This window comes from Alginatibacterium sediminis (genome assembly GCF_003610775.1).
Lineage (GTDB): Bacteria > Pseudomonadota > Gammaproteobacteria > Enterobacterales > Celerinatantimonadaceae > Alginatibacterium > Alginatibacterium sediminis.
On record NZ_RAQO01000004.1, the window covers coordinates 543,911 to 562,757 of the forward strand.

At 42.3% G+C, this 18,847-nt stretch carries 15 protein-coding genes; 3 read left to right on the forward strand and 12 right to left on the reverse strand.

Annotated elements, in window-relative coordinates; genetic code table 11:
* Positions 1 to 19: 19 nt before the first annotated feature.
* Genes DBZ36_RS05550 through rnt form a run of 3 tightly spaced genes read right to left on the reverse strand, consistent with a single transcriptional unit; the run spans position 20 to position 3,962 of the window.
* Positions 20 to 1,981, reverse strand: coding sequence for an AAA family ATPase (locus DBZ36_RS05550; protein ID WP_120353926.1), 1,962 nt, complete (start codon positions 1,979 to 1,981; stop codon positions 20 to 22).
* A gap of 9 nt (positions 1,982 to 1,990) precedes the next feature.
* Positions 1,991 to 3,319: a Na+/H+ antiporter family protein gene (locus DBZ36_RS05555; RefSeq protein ID WP_120353927.1), complete on the reverse strand. Its 1,329-nt coding sequence runs from the start codon at positions 3,317 to 3,319 to the stop codon at positions 1,991 to 1,993.
* A 28-nt stretch (positions 3,320 to 3,347) separates the two neighbouring features.
* Complete coding sequence (gene rnt, locus DBZ36_RS05560; protein ID WP_120354471.1) at positions 3,348 to 3,962, reverse strand: ribonuclease T; 615 nt, start codon at positions 3,960 to 3,962, stop codon at positions 3,348 to 3,350.
* A 177-nt stretch (positions 3,963 to 4,139) separates the two neighbouring features.
* On the opposite strand from rnt, the gene DBZ36_RS05565 reads away from it, so the two are divergent.
* Positions 4,140 to 5,024 carry a flagellar protein MotY gene (locus tag DBZ36_RS05565; RefSeq protein WP_120354472.1) on the forward strand — a complete coding sequence of 295 codons (885 nt, stop codon included), beginning with the start codon at positions 4,140 to 4,142 and terminating at the stop codon, positions 5,022 to 5,024.
* On the opposite strand, the gene DBZ36_RS05570 is transcribed toward DBZ36_RS05565, so the two are convergent.
* The 8 genes from DBZ36_RS05570 to rsxA form a co-directional block, all read right to left on the reverse strand.
* Entirely contained in the window at positions 5,021 to 6,874 is a 1,854-nt protein-coding gene (locus DBZ36_RS05570; protein WP_120353928.1) for a diguanylate cyclase, read from the reverse strand. The two genes, DBZ36_RS05565 and DBZ36_RS05570, sit on opposite strands and share 4 nt — an antisense overlap.
* A gap of 141 nt (positions 6,875 to 7,015) precedes the next feature.
* Positions 7,016 to 7,651 (reverse strand): endonuclease III, encoded by a 636-nt coding sequence (gene nth / locus DBZ36_RS05575; RefSeq protein ID WP_120353929.1) that lies wholly within the window; start codon positions 7,649 to 7,651, stop codon positions 7,016 to 7,018.
* A complete protein-coding gene (locus DBZ36_RS05580; protein ID WP_120353930.1) occupies positions 7,638 to 8,327 on the reverse strand; it encodes an electron transport complex subunit E in 690 nt (229 codons plus the stop codon). The genes nth and DBZ36_RS05580 overlap by 14 nt, the downstream gene beginning before the upstream one ends.
* Complete coding sequence (rsxG, locus tag DBZ36_RS05585; RefSeq protein WP_120353931.1) at positions 8,320 to 8,997, reverse strand: electron transport complex subunit RsxG; 678 nt, start codon at positions 8,995 to 8,997, stop codon at positions 8,320 to 8,322. The genes DBZ36_RS05580 and rsxG overlap by 8 nt, the downstream gene beginning before the upstream one ends.
* A complete protein-coding gene (gene rsxD, locus DBZ36_RS05590) occupies positions 8,994 to 10,034 on the reverse strand; it encodes an electron transport complex subunit RsxD (RefSeq protein WP_120353932.1) in 1,041 nt (346 codons plus the stop codon). Before rsxD ends, rsxG begins: the two co-directional genes overlap by 4 nt.
* Positions 10,027 to 12,375, reverse strand: a complete 2,349-nt coding sequence (gene rsxC, locus DBZ36_RS05595; RefSeq protein ID WP_120353933.1) for an electron transport complex subunit RsxC — start codon at positions 12,373 to 12,375, stop codon at positions 10,027 to 10,029. The genes rsxD and rsxC overlap by 8 nt, the downstream gene beginning before the upstream one ends.
* Positions 12,372 to 12,932 carry an electron transport complex subunit RsxB gene (gene rsxB / locus DBZ36_RS05600; protein WP_120353934.1) on the reverse strand — a complete coding sequence of 187 codons (561 nt, stop codon included), beginning with the start codon at positions 12,930 to 12,932 and terminating at the stop codon, positions 12,372 to 12,374. The genes rsxC and rsxB overlap by 4 nt, the downstream gene beginning before the upstream one ends.
* An 18-nt stretch (positions 12,933 to 12,950) precedes the next feature.
* Complete coding sequence (gene rsxA / locus DBZ36_RS05605; RefSeq protein WP_120353935.1) at positions 12,951 to 13,526, reverse strand: electron transport complex subunit RsxA; 576 nt, start codon at positions 13,524 to 13,526, stop codon at positions 12,951 to 12,953.
* Between the two features lie 328 nt (positions 13,527 to 13,854).
* Here rsxA and nrdD point away from each other — a divergent pair, with 328 nt between their 5' ends.
* Together nrdD and nrdG are read left to right on the forward strand one after the other, a co-directional pair.
* On the forward strand, positions 13,855 to 15,975 hold the full coding sequence (gene nrdD / locus DBZ36_RS05610) for an anaerobic ribonucleoside-triphosphate reductase (protein ID WP_120353936.1): 2,121 nt from the start codon (positions 13,855 to 13,857) through the stop codon (positions 15,973 to 15,975).
* A gap of 21 nt (positions 15,976 to 15,996) precedes the next feature.
* Positions 15,997 to 16,509: an anaerobic ribonucleoside-triphosphate reductase-activating protein gene (gene nrdG / locus DBZ36_RS05615; protein WP_120353937.1), complete on the forward strand. Its 513-nt coding sequence runs from the start codon at positions 15,997 to 15,999 to the stop codon at positions 16,507 to 16,509.
* A 59-nt stretch (positions 16,510 to 16,568) separates the two neighbouring features.
* On the opposite strand, the gene DBZ36_RS05620 is transcribed toward nrdG, so the two are convergent.
* Positions 16,569 to 18,401, reverse strand: coding sequence for an EAL domain-containing protein (locus tag DBZ36_RS05620; RefSeq protein WP_120353938.1), 1,833 nt, complete (start codon positions 18,399 to 18,401; stop codon positions 16,569 to 16,571).
* Positions 18,402 to 18,847: the final 446 nt, after the last annotated feature.

The following is an 18,847-nucleotide window of genomic DNA, read 5'->3' on the forward strand; positions in this document are numbered from 1 at the left end:
CTCGAATAAGATCCTAATTTTAGTTTGTTTTTTGACTAAACAAGTCCTTTATGCGACTTAACCAACCAAAATCGTCGTCTTTGTCATCATTGTTGAGTTGCTCTATCCGTTTAACGATTGCCGCCAGTACTGTATTTTCGTGGTCTGGACTACTTAAAGGACAGTCAAAAAATAACGCAATAGCTTCGCTTAAGTAGTTTACTGGATAGATATGAAATTCACCTAGACCAATAGCGTCAACTATGTCGGGCCGAAGGCATAATTGCTGTACATTGGTTGCGGGAATAACAACACCCTGTTTGGTATGCGAGCCTAAGCTTTTACAAACATCATAGTAACCTTCGATTTTTTCATTAATACCGCCAACCGCTAGAACTGAACCACTTTGGTCAATAGCGCCGGTTACCGCCAAACTTTGGTGAATCTCGATTCGAGAAAGCGCAGACAGTAAAACCAATAAGCCGGCAAGCGACGCACTGTCGCCATCGATGTCACTATAGCTTTGCTCAAAAACAATACTCGAAGAGAATGGGAGTTGATGGTCACTTGCGAGTAGCTGGTTAATGAAGTTTTGTATAATCATCATTGATTTAGCATGAATGTTACCACCCAATTCAGCTTTACGTTCAATGTCGATAACTTCGCCGTCGCCATTGTGAACACTTGCTGTTATGCGCATCGGTTCACCAAAACTCAGACCAACACCCTCATGTTCTAGAACTGAAAGCCCATTGATTTGAGCCACACACTTACCTTTGACTTCAAGGTGAACAAACTTCTCAACAAAACCCTGATTACTATAGTGACGAGCGGCACCTATCTGCGCTTGAAGTAGGCTTTGGCACTGATGTAGTTGAGCAAAGCTATAAGCACTGTTGAACTGTTGTTGGTGTAATCGAAATACTCGCAGCATAGAGCTAAAATAGAGGCTTAAGTAGTCACGGTGTTCAGCTAATCGGGTAGAGCGCTCAATTGCATATTTGGCCGCTTCAGTATTGAGTACCGGTAAATCCTGCGTTGTTAGCAAATAATTGAGTTGGCTTAAATATGCAGTTGTGCTGTCTTGATTGCGAGGCATCTGCGACTTAAGTTCGCATATATCGTTAAAGATAGCGCCAGCACTTGGGTCCATTTCATGGAGGCCATGAATCAATTCAGCGTCAGCATAAATGACTATTTTTATTTTACAATCTAAATCCGGTAAATCTGGGATTGGACTTTCGTTGAATCGCGCTGCACTTTGCCACTGGACTTTTTTAGATTGAACTACAGCCTTGAGTTCTAACCATAGCTCTGGGTGACTCAACAAGGATTCAAGTTGCAGCGCAATTACTTGTTGTTTTTGCGCGTGTAATGCGCCGCTACGCAGACGTACAAGCTGACTTTGTCGATTATATTCACAACTGCCAAAAAGTGCTGTTCTGCTTGCGATGTCTATGATTGGCGATGAAGAACTTTGACTTAAGCTCTGTAAGCTTTTTATACATGTTTGCTTGGATTGAGGGTGCTGCCACAAATAATCTGATAAACTCTTAAAGTAATCTATAAGCGCGGCATGCTGCGAATAGACTTTATCGGTATTTAAGGTACTAAATATAGTTTCGAGTTGTGTTGCTTGCGTTTCAAATAATTGCTTTAAGTCATTGATTAGGCGCGTGTCGTTCGGTGCATCTAATTCAAATATGCAGTGTGTCTGACTAGACCAAGGGCTTGGCAAAAATACCATTGCGCTTGTTTCAAAATGCTCGGGCAACTGATCGACTAAAAAGCTACGTACATCAAGAAACGAAGGGCTCTGAAGTAGCATAATCGAGGGGCCTTCGCTTGCAACGAAACGTTCCATAGCGCTACTTGCTATAGGATTTATCTGCGCCCAACTGGCTGTGTTTGAAATTGGAAAGTCGGGTAGCATGTAATCAAACTGTAGTTGAGATAATTGCAGTTCTTTTACGAGGCTTAAACCCTCAGTCGAATCTGTCATGTATAAATCCTATAACACAACCGCTGCTAGCCAACCGGCAACCAGCAGAGGAATGTTGAAGTGTAAGAACGTTGGGATCACGGTGCCGCTAATATGATCATGTTGGCCATCTATATTAAGGCCTGCCGTCGGACCTAAAGTTGAATCCGAAGCCGGAGAGCCTGCATCACCGAGCGCAGCCGCGGTACCCACTAGTGCCGCAATTGCCAGGGGTGAAAACCCGAGTTCAATACAAAGCGGCACATAAATCGCCGCAATAATCGGGATGGTTGAAAACGATGACCCGATCCCCATCGTTATTAATAATCCTACTATCAACATCATGGCGGCAGCTAAGTATAAATTGTTGCCCAAAATAGCAGTTGCTGCATTTACTAACTCTGGAATGCCTCCCGTTTCGCGCATTACATTGGCAAAGCCTGCAGCAGAGATCATAATGAATCCGATCATTGCCATCATTTTAACGCCTTGTACAAACAAATCTTGCGCAGTGTTTGAGTTAGCACGGGTAACCAGCATTAACATAACAAAACCTGAAAGCGCACCCATAATGATTGAATTAGAGTACAACTGAATCGCCAGTGAAGCAGCTACCGCGAGCGCACTTACAATGATATTACTGGGCACTAGCGTTGATTTTTCTGGCGTCGCAACAGTGTTTGATTTTTTAGCGTATACACGCGGCTTACGATAGCTAACAAAAACCGCAATGATTAAGCCAAAAACCATACCTAAAGCCGGAATAGCCATTGCAGTTGGCAGTTCAGTGGCATTAATGATAAGTCCATTATCGACTAGATTTCGGTGGAGTAGCTGATTAATAAAAATGCTGCCGAAGCCTACAGGCAAAAACATATATGTTGTAACAAGACCAAAAGTAATACAGCAGGCAACCGCGCGTCTATCAATCTCGAGACGATCAAATACAGCTACCAATGGCGGAATTAATATAGGAATAAACGCAATGTGTACTGGAACTATGTTTTGCGAACTAATCGCCATGAGTACAACCGATGCAAGAATTATCCAGCGTAATACACCTGCTTTTCCTTCGTCGTTATGACCTACGACTTTTTTAATGATCATTGAAGCGAGGTAATCGGTGAGACCAGAATGAGCAATAGCGACAGCGAAGGCACCTAACAAGGCGTAGCTAAGCGCTATCTGTGCGCCATCGCCAAGTCCTTGTTCAAAGGTTGCAATAGTGGTTTGTAAGTCTATTCCGGCAATCAGTCCACCAGTTATAGCAGCCACAATGAGTGCAAGAACAACATTAACACGGATAAAACTGAGCGCGAGCATCATTACAACGGAAATGAGGACCGGATTGGTTAGCATTAAAAAAACCTTAAAAATAAAAAATGGATTACTTACTTTCGGCTAGAGGCCATCCGCCAAGTGTTTGCCAACGATTAACGATGTGGCAAAACAACTGCGCTGTTTTCTGAGTATCATACAAAGCACTATGCGCCTGTTTGTTGTCAAACTCGATACCGGCTTCTATACAGGCTTTTGCCAATACCGTTTGCCCGAGACTTAGCGCACTAAGACTGGTGGTGTCTAAACTGACAAAGGGGTGAAATGGGTTACGTTTAATACTTGCTCGCGAAGCCGCTGCATGCATAAACCCAAGATCAAAACTCGCATTGTGGGCAACCATGACGGCACGATTACATTGCTGTGCTTTTAGTTGCTTACGCACCAGCTTAAAAATCTCTTTTAAGGCGTGTTCTTCGCTTACTGCGCCACGTAGCGGATTAGTTGGATCTATACCAGTAAACTCTAATGCCGCTTTTTCTAGGTTAGCACCTTCAAAAGGTTCAACGTTAAATTGAATTTCATCAATGACATATAACTCACCAGAAGGGTCAAATCCAAGCAAACAGGCAGCTATTTCTAACAAAGCATCTGTTTGTGCATTAAAGCCTGCGGTTTCCACGTCGATAACAACTGGGTAATAGCCACGAAATCGACCTGCCATTAGACTTTCTGCGCTCACACATACCTCAAAATTTTTAACTATAAAAACGACGCGCTATTATGCCAAAAGCAGCTTGGCATTGGTAATATGATTTTACTAAAGTTTTTACTTATCGAGCCGATACCGGTATTAGATGGACTATACCTTGTCCTTGGGCTAAAGCTTTTGGGAAAAAAGATGATACAGCTACGACTTAGTGTTGGTATTGCAATTAGCAGCTTCGCAATCGGCGTGCAAGCGCAAACCTTTACCCGCAGTTACCAAGCACCTTTAAATGATTCGGTCTGGGTTGTTTCAGAAACGAGCCCTATACAATGCCGTATTGATCATATTATACCCCAATATGGTACTGCGAGTTTTACCAGTAAAGCATCAAAAGATATTAACGTGGATTTCATACTTGATTCTTACCGGAAAGTGGCGAAAACCCAAGAAGTAGTACTCAGAAGTGTGCCGCCAACTTGGAAATCAGGTAATCCGGTAAAACCAATTAATGATTTGCGATTTTATCAGCAATTTGATGGCTACGTGAATGACCAAAGCGCTTGGCAAATGCTATCGGAACTTGAAGCTGGTTATTCGCCAACCTTTTACTTCAAAGATTGGTACGCTAAAAATACAAGCACGTCAGTAGGTTTGTCTTCGATAAACTTTAGAAACACGTATAGCGAGTTTTTAAGTTGCTTAAATCGCTTACTTCCTTACAGCTTCGATGATATCTCGTTCACCGTATTGAATTACCAAAGCAACAGTGATGCCCTAACTGTTCGTTCTAAACAACGACTGCGTATGATAGGGGAGTATGTGAAGCACGACCCGCGTATTGATGTGGTCGTTATACAAGCTCACACGGATAGTTATGGCGGACGATGGACCAACCTAGAGCTGTCGAAAAAGCGAGCGGATTCTATCAAAACGTTTCTAGAAGAGGCCGGTCTAGATAGTGGTGTCATCGAAGTTGATGGGTTTGGAGAGACGCGCCATATTGCGCAAAACAATACCGCTTCCTCGCGGCAAACCAACCGCCGGGTCGTCATATCTCTTGGGAAAGCGGTGCTTTAAAAGTCACCTTGCAGGCGTTCTTTGGTTAAACGCTTGTGTAAGTAGAGTTGTTGGTCCGCAAGGGCCACCAACTCATCAAAGCTAGCAAGCTTGTTGCTTCGATGATGTCCTATTTCGGCATCAAGAAAAAAAGGCATGGTTAATTCACAATTTCGCATCTGTATTAGTCGCCTGAATTTATTCATCAGCAAATGACTGGCGTTCTCAGAGGCTTCAAATTCAACAATTAAGAATTCATCCCCTCCCTGGCGCGACACTAAAGCCGTATCAGAGACAATTTGTTCCAAAATTTCCGCAATACATTGAATGGCTTTATCACCGGCGCTATGTCCATGGTTATCATTAATCGCCTTCAGTCCATTTAAGTCGGCACAATAAACATCGACATAACTTTGCTCTGTTAGTTGGTCCAAACGTTCAGCCCATAGCGCATGTGCACCACGACGATTGAGTACCCCGGTTAAGGTATCTTTGCTTGATTGTTCTAACAAGTATTGGCTTTGATCTTTAAGTTGTTGGGTTAACTTTTCTAAGCGTTGCTGAGCACTGTCGCGCTGCGCTATTAAATGTGCACCCATAATGCTATGTGAAATATGACCACGTAAGATGTCCAATGCTTCTTCAGCACCATCCGAAATATCCAAAATCAAGTACCCAAAATGGGTTTTATCAAAAAACAAACTTTGAATTGCAAGCACATCGTAATTTAGCTGTTTGAGCATTTCATTTGGAAGCAATTGTTTACATTCAAAAATTTGCTGTGTATCGACCGGTATGATTTGGTAATTTTGGTAAGCAAAGAGTAGCCGAGCATATTTCAAATGCTGGGTTGGTGATTCTTGAACATACTGCGTGATATAACAACCCCTAACGTGATAATGCTTTAAAAACATCGCTAGTTTTTGATAAAAAACTTCAAGATCAAAGCTTTGTATATTCTCGTGAATTTGCCGAGTTGCGTTGTAGATTGAAAAGTTAGGGAGCTTGGTTTGTATATGCGGCTCGCAGCCGCAGCTATTTCTGAATACCAGCTCGCTTGGAATAACGATATTTTGCTTAGCATTCGGCTGCTCGAGCTCGCTAAGTAGTTGTTGGATAGCAGTCCGTGCGATGCTAGCAAATGGGTGAGAAACAGTTGTTAATTGTGCTGAATGAGCAAGTATTTGATCATCAAAGCCGGTAATAGCCCAGCGATTTTGCATCCACGGAACGTGGCATTGGATATAGTCGAGTGCAGCAACTGCCATGTCATCATTGGCAAACATGATTGCGCTCGGACTTTTGCCCAGTTTTTGAAAGAACTGTATTGCCAGCTTTCCAGATTCTGGGCGGTAGTCTCCTTCAAAGACGTAGCTTGGATCAAAGTGTAAACCTAGGTCTTTAAGCGCGTCCTTATAGGCTTGCAACCGTTGCTGCGATTCTTGGTTAAGTATAGGCCCAGTAACAAACCCAATAGATTCATGACCATGCACTTGGTGCAGGTGGCAAGTGAGGTCGAACATAGGCTGATAGTTATCGATGGTGATGCAGCTAAGATCGCTCATTGAATAACTTGTAACGACAATTGGCTTTTTGCTTAAACTACGGATGTAGGTTTCGGCTTGCTGTTTATCATGCCAATTCGTAAACGCTGCACCAACGACGATTGCAGCATCAAAATTACTGTCGTCAATATGATCGAAAATAGTATTATGAAAGCTTTCGCTTGCATAAGGAGAATTCGATTCTCGTCCTATATAAGTCAAAATACGACAATTTTGAACGATCGCCTGTTGTTTTAGCTCTCGGTAGAAAGCTAAAATTGCAATTGATGCAATATCATCACAGATTAACGCGATAGTGCGGCGCATATATTTCCCTATAGCTTGTACCACTTTTGAAGCTGCAAAAAACCTAGTACATACGAATTAGGCGCGCTTATTTGCTGCTTCAATCTCAATTGTATCGGCATTACAACATATAGAAGATGCTAGGTTAATAGAAAATAAGGCTTAGTCGCTTGTTTTGTCTTTAAACTCACATAAATCTTCAATAAGACAGGCTCCACAGCGCGGCTTTCTAGCTGTACAAATGTAGCGACCATGGAGGATAAACCAGTGATGTACATCAAGTTTGAACTCTTTAGGTACATTTTTAAGCAGTTTGTTCTCAACTTCGTCAACATTCTTTCCAGTAGCAAACTTACTTCGGTTAGAAAGACGGAAAATGTGCGTATCTACAGCAATTGTTGGCCAGCCAAAAGCGGTGTTTAATACAACATTAGCGGTTTTTCTACCTACACCTGGAAGTGCTTCCAAGGCTTCTCTGTTTTCTGGAACTTGTGATTGGTGTTGCTCAACAAGTATCCGGCATGTTTTTATGACATTCTCAGCTTTTGAATTGAACAAACCAATGGTTTTTATATACGACTTTACGCCATCAACACCTAATTCCAAAAGCGTTTCAGGTGTATTGGCAACGGGATACAATTTAGCCGTCGCTTTGTTTACGGATACATCAGTTGCTTGAGCGGAAAGCAAAACCGCAATAAGCAATTCAAATGGTGAATTGTAGTGCAGTTCAGTTTCAGGCTTGGGATTTTGTGCCTGCAATCTTGATAGGATTTCATGGCGTTTATGTTTGTTCATTGTGGTTAATTGGCTCCAATATTACAGCTGGTTTTGAACGTGATTCCAATGCCTTATCAATTGCATTCTTAGCTGCAATTAGAAAACCCATAACTAAAAAAGCTCCGGGTGGCAGAACCGCTAACAATAACTTGTGATCGCTTTGATACACGACGATCTCAAGTTGTTTGGCCCAATCGCCAAGCAGTAAATCCATAGACGCAAATAGAGTTCCAGCGCCAAGCACTTCGCGTACCATTCCGAGTATCAGCAAAACGAGCCCGAATCCTAAACCCATCATTAATCCATCAAAGGCAGCTGCTTTAACGGTATTTTTAGCCGCAAATGCTTCGGCACGTCCAATGATGATGCAGTTGGTTACGATCAAAGGAATGAAAATTCCAAGATTTAAGTAAAGCTCATAGGTATATGCATTCATTAGTAGTTCAATGCAGGTTACAAAAGCTGCAATTACCATCACGAATACAGGGATACGAATTTCTTTCGTTACCTTAGTTCTTATCATTGACACGGTAATATTCGATGCTAACAGAACCACCATGGTTGCTAGGCCCAAACCAATCGCGTTAACAGTTGAATTGGTCACAGCAAGTAAGGGGCAAAGTCCTAACAATTGCACAATACCTGGATTGTTTTTCCACAAACCGTTGTTAGCTATGGCAGCAAAGTTAGTCATCTTGGTCATCCTTAAGCATACTGTCATCCCCGCAATTATATGCTTGCTCTAAGATTTCACTTTGGTGCATACCTTGATAAACCAGCGTGTTTTTTACGGCTTTTACTACCGCTCGAGGAGTGATCGTGGCACCAGTAAACCCATCGAACATACCACCATCTTTGGTGACAGCCCAGCGTGAGTCATTACTCTCATGTAAGCTTTTTTCCGAGAAACTTTTTATCCAATCGCTTTTACGGATGTCGATGCGATCGCCAAGTCCGGGTGTCTCTTTGTGTGAAATGACTCGAACATCCAGTACTTTCTGAGTTAGATCACTTGCTAGTAGCAAATCTATGTCACCGTTATAACCATCTGGCGCGGTGGTTTGAAATACCATAGCGACAACTTTATCTTGCTCTTTAGCTAGCCATACAGATTTTTTCTGATCTGAGCCTAGCAAGGGATCTTGTTCAAGTAAAATACAGCGTTCGAGTAAATTTTGGTCGAGCATGTTTTGCGGAAGCACTTGGCTAAAGCCTTTAATAAGCTGTTGTTTGCGTTGTTGTTCTATCGCCTCTTTAGTGGCCCAATGTGTAGCAACTACAAGCGAGGTTGCTACAAAACCAAAACTAGCCAATGACAATGCTAGCTTCATTATACTGCGAGGGGATGTTGACGAACTCTTCATTTTTGGTATCCGTATACGCGGTCGCGAATATAGTAATCGATCATGGGTACACAAATGTTTGCTAACAGTACCGCAAATGCCACACCATCTGGGTAGCCTCCCCAAGTTCTGATAACAAAAACCAGTAAACCGATAAGCGCGCCGTAAACCAAGCGTCCTTTGTTGCTAGTGGCAGCCGAAACGGGGTCAGTTAGGATAAAAAATGCACCGAGCATAGTCGCACCTGAAAGTAATTGAATCGAAAGGCTAACACTTTGGTCGGGCGCTATGATTTGCGATAATAGGGTAAGAGTGCTTAAGCTTAATAAGAAAGAAACAGGAATATGCCAACGAATCGCTTTAGACAAAATAAGCCCTAAACCACCGAGCAAAAATGCGAGGTTAACAATGTTCCAACCTTTTGGTCCCCAACTATCAAACATAGCTTGTTGAATTATTTCGCTAGACGTTAGTGATTGATCTAGACCAGTTTTAAATGCATCAAGCGGTGTGGCAAGTGTAAATCCATCAATGCTAAGAACTTGCCTTAAACTAAATCCATCTTGTGTAAATCCATAGATAATTATATCAAAAGCTTGTGTAATACTTAGTTGATTTGGTAGAAGTTCTGCCGCGGGTGACCAAGAAGTCATCAATACTGGAAACGAAATAAGTAGCAACACATATCCAGCCATCGCTGGATTAAATAGATTATGTCCTAGTCCACCATATAACTGTTTTACAATTATAATCGAAAAGCTTACCCCGATGATGGTTAACCACCAGGGCGAGTAGGGAGGAATAGATACAGCTAACAGCATAGCTGTTAACAGCGCACTATTATCTTTTAGATAAATAAAAGGATTACGTCGACGTAAAATTTGTATCAAAGCTTCACAGAAATATGCGCAGACGATTGCTAACGCGAGTTGAATTATTACGCCATAACCAAATTGCCAAATTTGCGCGATTATTCCGGGGACAAGAGCGCAACACACGATAAGCATTAGTTCAGAGGTTTTCCGCTGTACCCGCATATACGGGGATGAACTAATCATTTTGAGCTTCCTTTTCTTGCTTTTTAGCTTTTGCTCTGGCTATAGCAGCAGCTACGGCTGGATTTTGGATTGGTTTAGGCTTAGATGGTTGAGGCTTTTGGTCATCTGAACTTGTCTGTTGTTTCTTTGCCTTTGCTCGGGCTATTGCAGCGGCTACGGCAGGGTTCTGCTTGGTGCTAGGCGCTGATGCTTCAGTTTCTTGAACCTCTGCGCTGGCTTGTTGTTTCTTTGCCTTCGCTCTGGCGATTGCGGCGGCTATAGCAGGGTTCTGCTTGGTGGTAGGCGCTGATGCTTCAGTCTCTTGAACCTCTGCGCTGGCTTGTTGTTTCTTTGCCTTCGCTCTTGCTATTGCAGCGGCTACAGCAGGGTTCTGCTTGGTGCTAGGCGCTGATGTTTCAGGATCTTGAACCTCTTCATTACCTTGCTGTTTCTTTGCCTTCGCTCTGGCGATTGCAGCGGCTACGGCAGGGTTCTGTTTGGTGCTAGGTGCTGATGTTTCAGGCTCTTGAACCTCTTCATTACCTTGCTGTTTCTTTGCCTTTGCTCTGGCGATTGCAGCGGCTACGGCAGGGTTTTGGCTTTTGCTAGGTCTTGGGTCTTTGGCCACATGAGACTCTATGTTGGCTTGTTGCTTTTTGGCTTTAGCGCGTGCAATTGCCCCGGCTACTGGGTCTAAGTCCGCTTGTGAATCACCACTTGTTTGTTGAGTATTTTTAGCTGCTAAACGCTCAGCTTTCTTTGCTTTACGTGCTTCAATTGCTGCTTGGTTATCCGGCACCAGCTCGCCGTTATCCAATGTTTTAGCTTTTGCTTGTTGTTGCGATTTAACACGTGCTAAAGCAGCTGCTACGGCATCTCCATCCGAGCTATCGGCAGCTTCCTGACGGCGTTTCGCGGCAAGCTGATGTTGTTTCTTACGGGCCTCTTTTTCTTGTTCTAAACGTTGCTGGCGATTTTCATGACGCATTTTAGCGCGTTCTGCATCGAGTTTGGCTTGGACTTGTAGTCGAATTGCAGCCTTGGTCTCGCGGTACTCTTGAACCAATGGTATCTCACTAGGACAAACGAACGCACAAGCACCACATTCGATACAATCCATAACTTGATATTGTTTTGCCTTCTCTAGATCTTTGCTTTGACTGTACCAATGCAATTGTTGTGGCAGTAATCCAATTGGACAAACTTGAGCACATTCACCACAACGAATACAAGCTTGAGCCGGTTTTATTACTTTAGCTTCATTGTAGAGAATACAATTGCTAGTTTTAGTAACCGGTGCCTGACAATCATTAAGCATAAAACCCATCATTGCGCCACCTACGATAGGTCGACTAAGCGTTTGGGAAGGACTAGGGCATCCATTTTGTTGCAATAGACTCTCAATGCTAGTACCGATAGGAACCCAAAAGTTTCGCGCTTGTTCAACGTAGTCGCCAGCTAAGGTTACTACGCGTTCTATAAGTGGTTTGCCATGGACAACCGCCTGAAAAACTGAATAGGCGGTTCCTACATTTTGTACCAAAATACCTTGGGCAATTGGTGGCATTCCGGCACTAATTTCTATACCACTTACAATTTGGATTAACTGCTTTTCACCACCTGATGGGTATTTTGTAGGCACTACGCGTAGTTCAATATTTGGGTCTTTGACGGCGTCTAATGCACTTCGAATCGCCGCAATTGCTTTTGGTTTATCGTCTTCAATTGCAATTAAGGCTAAACTTGCAGTTGAACAGTGTTTGATAATTTGGACGCCACTAACAATATCGTTAGCGTAATTTTGCATCAGACTACTATCGGCAGTGATATACGGCTCGCATTCAGCGCCATTGATAAGCAGCAGGTCTATGTCTTTGCTTTGATTTATTTTTATAGCTGTGGGGAACCCAGCGCCACCCATGCCACTGATGCCACAGTCATGGATACGTTGAATAATAGTTTCTACGTTTTCATCCAATATGCTTAACGCTGGTTGCGCTTGTACACTGTTATATTGATGGTCGTTTGTGATAACAACCGACATGACATCTAATCCGCTTGCATGGGTACTTGGGCGTTTTTCGATTGCAGTAATTACGCCTGAACATGGCGAATGCACAGGTGGTGATTGAAATAATAGTGACTGAGATAAGGCTTGTCCTTTCAGTACAGTGTCGCCAATAGCTACAATGACCTTTGCTGGACTGCCAATGTGTTGCTGCAGCGCGACTACACATTCATCACTACAAGTAAGCTGGTAAACCTGGCTAGTATCAATATTAGATTTGTGGGTCTGAGGATGAACTCCACCGCGAAACCGGTGCAATATGCCAACTTTTGCATTTTCTAACCAGTTATTCATGGTTGATCCTCTTCAACAATGCGTACATCTATTTGCTGAAGTTTCCAATCCCAATTACTTGGAGTCGTGGCAACGGGTCGCATCTCAATGCAGTCGGTTGGGCAGGGGGCAACACACAACTCACAGCCAGTACACTCTTTAGCTATTACAGTATGCATTTTTTTGTTTGAACCTAAGATTGCGTCGACGGGGCAAGCTTGAATGCATTTTGTACAACCAATACAGGCATCCTCAACAATAAAGGCAACCATTTTACCGTCTTCTTCTTTATGAGCTGATTCAGCTAAGGCAATTGGCTCTACGCCCAAGAGGTTTGCAATCTCGATGATAGTTTCTTCGCCACCTGGCGCGCATTTATTGAAGGCTTCACCATTGGCGATGGCTTTTGCATAAGGTTTACATCCTGGGTGACCGCATTGAGCACATTGGGTTTGCGGTAGTATGGCTTCGATTTCATCAGCCAAAGGATTACCTTCAACACGAAATCGAATAGCGGCATAGCCAAGGATTGCACCAAAAATGAGGGCGAGTGCAGTTAGAGCAAAAAGTGCTGACACAAGTTATTCCAAAATCAATTAAAGCAGGCCTGAAAAACCCATAAAAGCAAGCGACATTAGGCCTGCGGTAACCATAGCTATGGAGGCACCCTTAAAAGGTAAAGGTACATCAGCACTAGCAATTCTTTCACGCATCGCAGAAAACAATACCAATACCAAACTAAAACCTAATGCTGCGCCTAAGCCGTAGATGATTGACTGTAAAAAGCTATGAGCTTCGTTAATGTTGAGCAAGGCTACGCCAAGTACTGCACAGTTTGTCGTGATTAGCGGTAAATAAATGCCAAGTAAACGATGTAAAGTAGGGCTCATTTTTTGAACAAACATTTCTGTAAATTGCACAACTACAGCAATCACCAAAATAAAGCTCATGGTTCGTAAGTAAGAAATACCTAACGGGATAAGAATATAGTGCTCAACTAAATAGGAGCTTAACGAAGCTATAGTCAATACAAATGTAGTAGCCATTGACATACCGATAGCCGTTTCGACTTTACTCGATACGCCCATGAACGGACATAAGCCCAAAAATTTAACTAATACAAAGTTGTTAACCAGTACCGTACTGATCAACAACAGCAAATAATCCACGATGGCAAACCAAGGCTAAATACGATAGCCGTATTATCACTTGTTGCAGCACTTGAAACAACCGTAAACAAAGTAACGTTATTCAAAAGGCAAAAGTAAAATAAAGGACTTGATCACCGTAAAATTTGATCGGGATCATTGAAGGCTTAAATGGCTCTATTTCTCGCTGGCGTCAACATGTTGGGGTAACTACACTTATCGCATACTACATATGGTGGTTCAAAGGGATTATGAATACACCCACATTACCTTGTCTTAATCATCGCTTCGCTGAATATCTTCTGCTATCGGCGATTTTTGGGTGCTTTACTTTTATTGGAGTCAATCGAAAATGGCGTTAGTCGTAGTCAAACGTGATGGCAATCGCGTCGCATTTAGTGCAAAAAGAATTCAAGATGCAGTTCAAAAAGCAGCCGATGCTATTGACTACAAAGACGAACTGATTGCAAAGCATGCTGCCCAGGATGTTGAGAAGCTCTTCGCTCATCTTGAACAAGTTGAAATAAAATTGATTCAACAAGCGGTAGAAGACAGGTTGATGCTTGCTCCTAATAAAGAAATTGCCCGGGCTTATATTGAGTACCGGCACGATAGAGATCTTGCTCGAGAAAAACAAAGTGTATTGAATCACGAGATCAGAGGCCTGGTCGAGCAAAGCAACGCTAGTTTACTTAACGAAAACGCTAATAAAGACAGTAAAGTGATCCCCACCCAGCGTGATTTATTAGCTGGGATTGTTGCGCGTCATTATGCAAAACAGCATTTGCTTGACCGAGATATCGTTGATGCTCATGAACAAGGGGTTTTGCACTACCACGATCTGGACTATGCGCCGTTCTTCCCAATGTTCAACTGTATGTTGATCGATTTAGAGGGCATGTTGACCAAAGGGTTTAAAATGGGCAACGCAGAGATAGATACCCCTAAGTCTATTATGACTGCGACAGCGGTAACTGCTCAGATTATTGCGCAAGTAGCGAGCCACATCTATGGTGGTACAACCATCAATAGAATTGACGAAATATTAGAACCTTATGTGTTATCTACATATGCTAAACACCTAGAACTAGCGAACAAGTGGGGCATAACGGCGGCTGAAGAGTACGCAACAGAGCTTACAGAAAAAGACTGTTACGATGCATTCCAATCGCTTGAGTATGAAGTAAATACCTTACACACCGCTAATGGACAAACGCCGTTTGTGACCTTTGGGTTTGGGCTGGGTGAGTCTTGGGCTAGCCGATTGATTCAGCAGTCAATTTTAAAGAACAGAATCGCAGGTCTAGGTATCAATGCTAAAACGGCAGTTTTCCCTAAACTCGTGTTTGCGATTAAAAAGGGTCTTAATCATCAATTAGGCGATCCAAACTACGATATTAAGCAACTTGCACTTGAATGTTCGACCAAGCGTATGTACCCCGACATTCTAAACTATGACAAAGTTGTTGAAGTTACTGGTTCATTTAAAACCCCTATGGGTTGTCGCTCGTTTTTGGGCGTCTATGAAGAAAATGGCGTACAGCAACATGACGGACGCAATAATTTAGGCGTTGTCAGTCTAAATCTTCCTCGAATTGCTATAGAAGCTAACCGTGATGAAGCGAAATTTTTTGAATTGCTTGAAAAACGTCTACAGCTCAGTCAAAAAGCGCTTCAAACCCGAATCGCTCGCTTAGAAGGTGTAAAAGCACGCGTAGCGCCAATTCTATATATGGAAGGTGCTTGTGGTGTTCGTTTGCAAGCTGATGACGAAGTTCTACAAATATTTAAAGATGGCCGGGCATCAATATCTCTTGGATATATCGGTTTGCATGAAACCATTAACGCTCTTTATGGTGTAGATGAACACGTTTTTGATAGTCAAAATAAACGACAAAAAGCGCTTGCCATTGTAGCTAAGTTGCAAGCTGCAACTGAGCAATGGAAAGAAGAATCTGGGTATGCATATAGCTTGTATAGTACCCCGAGTGAGAATTTGTGTAGTCGTTTTTGTGCAATAGATGCAAAAGAGTACGGCTTAATCGAAGGTGTGACTGACAAAGGCTATTACACCAATAGCTTTCATTTAGATGTCGAGAAAAAGGTTAATCCATTCGACAAAATTGATTTCGAGATGCCTTATCCAGCAATTACCAATGGTGGTTTTATCTGCTATGGGGAATATCCTAATATGCAGCATAACATCGAAGCGCTAGAGCAAGTCTGGGACTATAGCTACGAACGGGTTCCTTACTACGGTACCAATACCCCTATTGATGAGTGCTATACCTGCGACTTCTCCGGTGAATTTGATTGTACTAGCAAAGGATTTGTCTGTCCTAGCTGTGGAAACAGTGACCCTAGTAAAGTTTCTGTCACTCGACGCGTGTGCGGTTACTTAGGTAGTCCAGATGCAAGACCATTTAACTTTGGCAAGCAAGAAGAAGTTAAACGTCGAGTTAAACATCTTTAACAAACCTTCTAGGTGAGTGATATGAATTACCATCAATATATCCCTGTTGATGTTATTAATGGCAAAGGCACACGCTGCACCTTGTTTGTCTCTGGTTGCGAGCACCAATGCCGAGGGTGCTATAACCAAGCTACATGGCGTTGTGATTCAGGTTTTGTTTTTGACGACGCCATGGAACAACGGATCATTGATGACTTAAATGACACGCGAATTGTCCGTAAAGGCTTGTCTCTTAGTGGTGGCGATCCACTTTATGGGCCTAATGCTGACGCAATCTTACGTTTAGTTAAACGGGTAAAACAGGAATGCCCTGATAAAGACATTTGGTTGTGGACTGGTTATACCCTTGAACGATTTACATCTAAACAGCGGGACATTCTGAACTATATAGACGTACTTATTGACGGCAAGTTTGAGCAGTCGCTAAAAGATGCCAAACTATTGTGGCGCGGCAGCAGTAACCAACGTGTATTTGAAGTTGACGAAGCTTTACGTCGGCAAAAGATATCAATCAAAGAACTTAGAATAGCGTAAGACAATCATCTGCGAGTCGAGCGACTCGCAATTTAGTTGTCATTGCAACAGCGCGTCAATTAAGCAATCATCGATTGCGGTTTACCTACTAGATATCCTTGTATGCCATCAATATGGTAACGCTCTAACAGTTGGCGTTGCTCCCTATCTTCAACACCTTCTGCAATGGCTAGTACATTGAGCTGATGAGCAACGTCAATCACTAGTCGGCAAATATGCTTACTTGCTACGTCAGTCGCTATGTTTTCAATTATTTTTCGATGTAGCTTAACGTAATTTGGTTTAATTTCTTCAAGTAGCTTGAAAGAATCGAAGCCTTCACCAAAATGACTAATTGCAACCCTGCAGCCTAGTCGGCGTAATACAATGCAGAAGCGCAAACAAGCGTTCTGATGTGCGAGCAACACATGCTCTGGAATTTCAAAGACTAGTTTTTTGCATAAGCCCAAATCCAAATTCAACTCGCGTTCAAGCCAGATTAAAAAGCTTTTACTTAGCAGTGCATCTTCGCTGATATTAATACCAAAATGACGGTCCGAATGTTGTGTTTTCGGAATAGTTTTTAGTATTTTTCTAATTACTGTTTTTTCTAGATTTTCAGCAAAACCAAGTCGTTGAGCCATCACAAAGGTAGTTTGAGTTGGCAGATAGTTATCTTGTGCGTCTTTAAAGCGACAATAAATTTCACTGTATCGTTGAGACATTGTTGCTGTGGTTTGAATCGCTTGGCTTTCAAGGGTTATGTTGCCGGCATCGATAACCTGCTTGAGAATTTGGCCCCATTGCTGGTCATCGTCGACGTTAACTTGGTCGTCTTCTTGAATAACCCATCCGTCCAAATTAGTTAGTTGAGCGCTTGCGATTCCAAGATACAAACGACGCATAAGATCAACATAATTACCTTTATTATCGAGATGAGTCGCTGCGACTACTGCCGTAGAATCGTAATTTTGTTTAGAGCTATAATGCTGTATTGCTGAACACAACTCGCTGAGAAACAACGATAACTGCTGCTCGGTTTTAAATTCACCAAAACATACAAACTCAGCACCGTTAAAATGAAAAATGAGGCGTTTGCTAACTCTTGATGAAGATGAATCAATTATTTGTTTTAGATCAACAAGGTATCGGTCGCCATGTTCACCACCCAACGTTTCGTTGATTTTTGCAAGCTGGGTTCCACGAATAAACACTACAGCACTATGGTTTTTTATATCACCGTCGTTTAGTCGCTCGTTAATGTAGTCGTTAAAACTCAACTTATTTCTTAGACGGGTGAGGGGGTGTAGCAAGCTATTTTGATAAATGTTGAGCTTTTCTTCTTCAAGCGATTGTTGAGTCTGTTTAACCTCTTGTTGTTGCTGAGTTAACAACTCCCCAATGTTCCCCAATACAGGGTGCTTAGGGACTAAACCACTTTGAATTAAAGACTCTAGACTGTCGTGGGTGCTACGTAAGATTCGGATGTAAACCAATATTAGTAATAGCCAGCTAATCAGGACTACTGCTAAAAAGCTCGTGAAAATACTTATTGGCCCGTCCAAAATTCGAGCCGTATTTAGATGGCCAACGACGTAATTGCTATTTTCCGAAATAACGAATTTTCTATTAGTACGAGGAAAAATAGAAATAAGCCAATGAGTTGAGGTGTCGCTGTTAGCTTGAAATCCATTAATATCAATATCTTCTAGATTGTAGTGCTTTAAAAGAGTCTCTGTCATTTGTTGGCTTGCTTCTGCATGCCTGAGATGCGCAGCTATTTGTACCAGTGTGTTATCTTTTTCTCGTTGGACATCTTCACTTGCATTACTAAATACCACCAAAAAGAAGGCCACAATAAGTGCTGTAACGATAAGTGTACTAATCGATATGAATATCTTTAGCTCACGCATTTACAAATAGATTTCCTGAGGTGCTGTATTTAGTGATCACTAGTTTAGCGGAGATAAGCCTTTGCGTATAATACTAATTGAGTAAACTGAGGTAAAAACAAACAGTTTGATGGGGAAGTAAAGCGAGATTGTTCACAATCTTAGTTTTAGGAGTTTATTGATGTGTATTGAAAGCAGGAACGAAGGGTAATACCAATCCCATTATATTTTTGGTCTTTTACCTTGTTGTACTAAAACGCTTAGCTTTAGGAAGAAGTTGCGGTTATTAGCGGTCTAATGACAAGAGTTATGACGCCAAGATTGGTGTTTTAGTCAAACAATAGTGATCAATAAATTACTGTGATTGGTATAATTAAGAGTTGAAGCTTGGCATTTTGTTTAGTGGCTCCCCAGGTTGGAGTTGAACCAACGACACATGGATTAACAGTCCACCGCTCTAACCAACT

Excerpts from the sequence above, each read along its gene's own strand:
- DBZ36_RS05550 (WP_120353926.1), bottom strand. The coding sequence starts at position 1,981 with ATGACAGATTCGACTGAGGGTTTAAGCCTCGTAAAAGAACTGCAATTA.
- DBZ36_RS05555 (WP_120353927.1), bottom strand. The coding sequence starts at position 3,319 with ATGCTAACCAATCCGGTCCTCATTTCCGTTGTAATGATGCTCGCGCTC.
- rnt (WP_120354471.1), bottom strand. The coding sequence starts at position 3,962 with ATGGCAGGTCGATTTCGTGGCTATTACCCAGTTGTTATCGACGTGGAA.
- DBZ36_RS05565 (WP_120354472.1), top strand. The coding sequence starts at position 4,140 with ATGATACAGCTACGACTTAGTGTTGGTATTGCAATTAGCAGCTTCGCA.
- DBZ36_RS05570 (WP_120353928.1), bottom strand. The coding sequence starts at position 6,874 with ATGCGCCGCACTATCGCGTTAATCTGTGATGATATTGCATCAATTGCA.
- nth (WP_120353929.1), bottom strand. The coding sequence starts at position 7,651 with ATGAACAAACATAAACGCCATGAAATCCTATCAAGATTGCAGGCACAA.
- DBZ36_RS05580 (WP_120353930.1), bottom strand. The coding sequence starts at position 8,327 with ATGACTAACTTTGCTGCCATAGCTAACAACGGTTTGTGGAAAAACAAT.
- rsxG (WP_120353931.1), bottom strand. The coding sequence starts at position 8,997 with ATGAAGAGTTCGTCAACATCCCCTCGCAGTATAATGAAGCTAGCATTG.
- rsxD (WP_120353932.1), bottom strand. The coding sequence starts at position 10,034 with ATGATTAGTTCATCCCCGTATATGCGGGTACAGCGGAAAACCTCTGAA.
- rsxC (WP_120353933.1), bottom strand. The coding sequence starts at position 12,375 with ATGAATAACTGGTTAGAAAATGCAAAAGTTGGCATATTGCACCGGTTT.
- nrdD (WP_120353936.1), top strand. The coding sequence starts at position 13,855 with ATGGCGTTAGTCGTAGTCAAACGTGATGGCAATCGCGTCGCATTTAGT.
- nrdG (WP_120353937.1), top strand. The coding sequence starts at position 15,997 with ATGAATTACCATCAATATATCCCTGTTGATGTTATTAATGGCAAAGGC.
- DBZ36_RS05620 (WP_120353938.1), bottom strand. The coding sequence starts at position 18,401 with ATGCGTGAGCTAAAGATATTCATATCGATTAGTACACTTATCGTTACA.